The organism is Novosphingobium sp. (genome assembly GCF_049240505.1).
GTDB lineage: Bacteria > Pseudomonadota > Alphaproteobacteria > Sphingomonadales > Sphingomonadaceae > Novosphingobium.
Genome location: NZ_JBMLSM010000113.1, coordinates 1 through 2804 on the forward strand (window position 1 = coordinate 1; position 2804 = coordinate 2804).

Sequence of the window (2804 nt, forward strand, 5' to 3'; positions counted from 1 at the left end):
CCGGATGGGCGATATCGACAACTACAACGTCAAGGCCACGACCAACGTCTACTTCGACACCGGCAAGGCCCAACTTTCGCCACAGGCCCGGTCGGAACTGTGCCAGGCAGCATCGACTGCAGAAGGCATGGACAACGCACTGCTGCTGGTCGTGGGCTACACCGATTCGGTCGGGCCTGAGGATTACAACCAGACCCTCAGCGAAAAGCGCGCAGCCAGCGTGATCAATTACCTGCAGCAGCAGTGCCGCTGGAAGCCCTACCGGATGCTTACGCCTACCGGCATGGCCGAATCCGATCCGGCTGCAGATAACTACACCGAAGAAGGCAAGGCCCAGAATCGCCGTGTGGCGGTGAACGTGCTGGTCAGCAAGGCCATCGACGGCTTCTAATGAAATGCGGGGCGGGCCAAGGCTCGCCCCAAATCACAGCAGGCCCAGCGCCTTGAGCCGTGCTTCCAGCACATCTGGATCGCGCACGAAGTGATGAACCTGCCAACCGAGCGCCTTCGCGCTGGCGATGTTGGCCGCACTATCATCGATGAAGAGCATGGTCTGCGGGGCACGGCCGAACCGGGCTTCCGCCAGATCGAAAATCGCGCGATCCGGCTTGATCAACCGCTCCGTGCCCGAAACCACGATATCGCGCATGTGGTCGAGAATCGGAAACGTCGGTCGGAACATCTCCCACGCATCGACCCCGAAATTGGTGATCGCATATTGCGGCACGCCCCGCGCCGCCAACCGCGCGATCAATTCGTGCGTGCCAATAACCGGGCCGGGCAGGCTATCGAGCCAATGGCTGGCGTAAAGCGCGATTCGCATCGCGTGCTGCGGATATTCTGCCGTGCGCGCGGCCACCATCGCGGCAAACGAAATGCCTTCGTCATGCTGTGCGTGCCAGTCTTCGGTCATCACTTCGGCCACGAAGCGCGCGCGTTCTTCTGCATCGGGAATCGCATCGCGATAGATGCGTGAAAGGTCGAACTCGACCAGCACCCGCCCGATATCCCAGACGACAGCTTCTACCGACACTTGCACCCCACAAACGACAGCGCCCCCGCGTTTCGGCGGGGGCAACATGGCTACGCAGGCAACCTGCCGGTTTCCGGTGCAGCCCCGCCGTCGCGAGACTGCACCGAAACTTGGTCAATTAGCCCTGACGCGCCTTGAAGCGCTTCTGGGTCTTGTTGATCACGTCGACGCGGCCACGACGGCGGATCACGCGGTTGTCCCGGTGGCGGTCCTTGAGCGACTTCAGGCTGTTGCGAATCTTCATGTCGAATCCCTTTGCCCGAAGCTGACCGGGCTGAAAACTGAAGCGTGGCCGTTAAAGACGGGAGGGCACCAAGTCAACCGTCCAGTAAACTTCAACGAACCCACGCGCAGGATTCCGCTCGCCCCTGCGTTCATTGCGGTGACAGCACCCTTGTGAGAAAGCAAGCCATGCCCCGCAAAGTCCTTCTGGCCGCAATCGCCGCTCTTACGCTCCCCACCGCCACAAACGCGCAACCGATGGGCGGCCGCTGGGGGGGGCCTGACATGGACCAGCGATTCGGTGGTCCCACCCGCCAATCAACACAACCATCGAAGAAGGTAGACGTTACCGCCTTTCAGTCCGCCGATGCTGCGCCGATGCTGGGCAAAGGCGCAATCACTGTCGCAGCCGCCAATGGTGCCGAGGCCGAATGGAAGCTGCCGGTCTATGAAGCAGCCGTGGTCGATCAACTGGCAAAGCTTGGCTATGACACTGCCGTTTCCGGCGCGGAAAGCGGCCAGATCGCACAGATCGGCATCAGCCATTCTGTCGTCATGACCGAAGAGCAGAAGCGAAAGCCGGTTTCCGGTGCGATGGAAGTGGGCGTTTCGAATCGCGGCAGCTATCAGGCGATGGCGTTGAACATTGATCTGTCGAAGCCGAAGAAGGCCATTGTCGCCACACGGCTCGATGTACGCATCCGCGACAGGGCAACCGATCGCGTGCTGTGGGAAGGCCATGCCGAAGCCCAGACGCGCGAGGACGATGACGGCCTGAACGATGGCGCGGTGGCAAACCGGCTCGCTTCCGCACTCTTCGCCCGCTTTGCCGATGCGCAAGTCGTGCCGACCGGCGGCTGACCGATTCACGACAGCTTGTGCCAATTGGCATTGCGGCGGGGCGTAATCACGCCCACCTTTGATATTCAAAGGAATGGACGCCCGCATATGAAACGCCTCCTCGCTGCCCTCGCCTTGTCGGCACTCATCGTCACCCCAGCATTGGCAAAGCCTGCGCCGGTCGAAGTCACGCGCTTTCATACGACTGAAACGCTTGCCCGGCTCAAAGGCGTAGCCGCGATGGTCGAACCTGCGCCCGACAGCGATCCCAAAAGCCTTGAGGACCAGACGTGGCTCGCCGCCGTCCAGCGCGAACTGTCCGCACAGGGCTTTGGCATTGCCACCCCCGGCGCGACCGATGTCGTGGCCGAAGTGCTGGTCGAACGCGAGGTGCAGAAGCGCGAACGCACGCGCAGCCCGGTCAGCGTCGGCGTTGGCGGATCGACGGGCAGCTATGGCAGCGGACTTGGCCTTGGCTTGGGCTTCAATCTGGGCGGCGGCCCGAAAGACTTCGTGGTCACGCGCCTTTCCGTCCGCATCCGTGACAAGCGCACCGGCGAAGCCCTGTGGGAAGGCCGGGCCGACAACCGCGAAAGCGCAAAGGCCAAGGAAGCTGCCATTGGTGAGGCCGCACCGCGCCTTGCCCGCGCGCTGTTCTCGGGCTTCCCCGGCACCTCGGGAGAGACTATCACTGTTAAATGAGTGATAT

At 62.2% G+C, this 2804-nt stretch carries 5 protein-coding genes; 3 read left to right on the forward strand and 2 right to left on the reverse strand.

The features are described from left to right. Positions 1–391: OmpA family protein (locus ACOVQ0_RS09580; RefSeq protein WP_421883487.1), on the forward strand; the 391-nt coding region annotated here is incomplete at its 5' end. Positions 392–424: 33 nt separating this feature from the next. On the opposite strand, the gene ACOVQ0_RS09585 is transcribed toward ACOVQ0_RS09580, so the two are convergent. Next, on the reverse strand, positions 425–1033 hold the full coding sequence (locus tag ACOVQ0_RS09585; RefSeq protein ID WP_421883490.1) for an HAD-IA family hydrolase: 609 nt from the start codon (positions 1031–1033) through the stop codon (positions 425–427). Positions 1034–1151: 118 nt separating this feature from the next. Further along, positions 1152–1277 carry a type B 50S ribosomal protein L36 gene (gene ykgO, locus ACOVQ0_RS09590; protein WP_421883493.1) on the reverse strand — a complete coding sequence of 42 codons (126 nt, stop codon included), beginning with the start codon at positions 1275–1277 and terminating at the stop codon, positions 1152–1154. 167 nt (positions 1278–1444) lie between these two features. Here ykgO and ACOVQ0_RS09595 point away from each other — a divergent pair, with 167 nt between their 5' ends. Both ACOVQ0_RS09595 and ACOVQ0_RS09600 read left to right on the forward strand, forming a co-directional pair. After that, on the forward strand, positions 1445–2116 hold the full coding sequence (locus tag ACOVQ0_RS09595) for a DUF4136 domain-containing protein (protein WP_421883496.1): 672 nt from the start codon (positions 1445–1447) through the stop codon (positions 2114–2116). Between the two features lie 87 nt (positions 2117–2203). Continuing rightward, positions 2204–2797: a DUF4136 domain-containing protein gene (locus ACOVQ0_RS09600; protein WP_421883499.1), complete on the forward strand. Its 594-nt coding sequence runs from the start codon at positions 2204–2206 to the stop codon at positions 2795–2797. Positions 2798–2804: the final 7 nt, after the last annotated feature.

What these genes read in the sequence shown, in the direction of transcription:
- ACOVQ0_RS09600 (WP_421883499.1), top strand. Translation starts at nt 2,204, where the DNA reads ATGAAACGCCTCCTCGCTGCCCTCGCCTTGTCGGCACTCATCGTCACC.
- ykgO (WP_421883493.1), bottom strand. Translation starts at nt 1,277, where the DNA reads ATGAAGATTCGCAACAGCCTGAAGTCGCTCAAGGACCGCCACCGGGAC.
- ACOVQ0_RS09595 (WP_421883496.1), top strand. Translation starts at nt 1,445, where the DNA reads ATGCCCCGCAAAGTCCTTCTGGCCGCAATCGCCGCTCTTACGCTCCCC.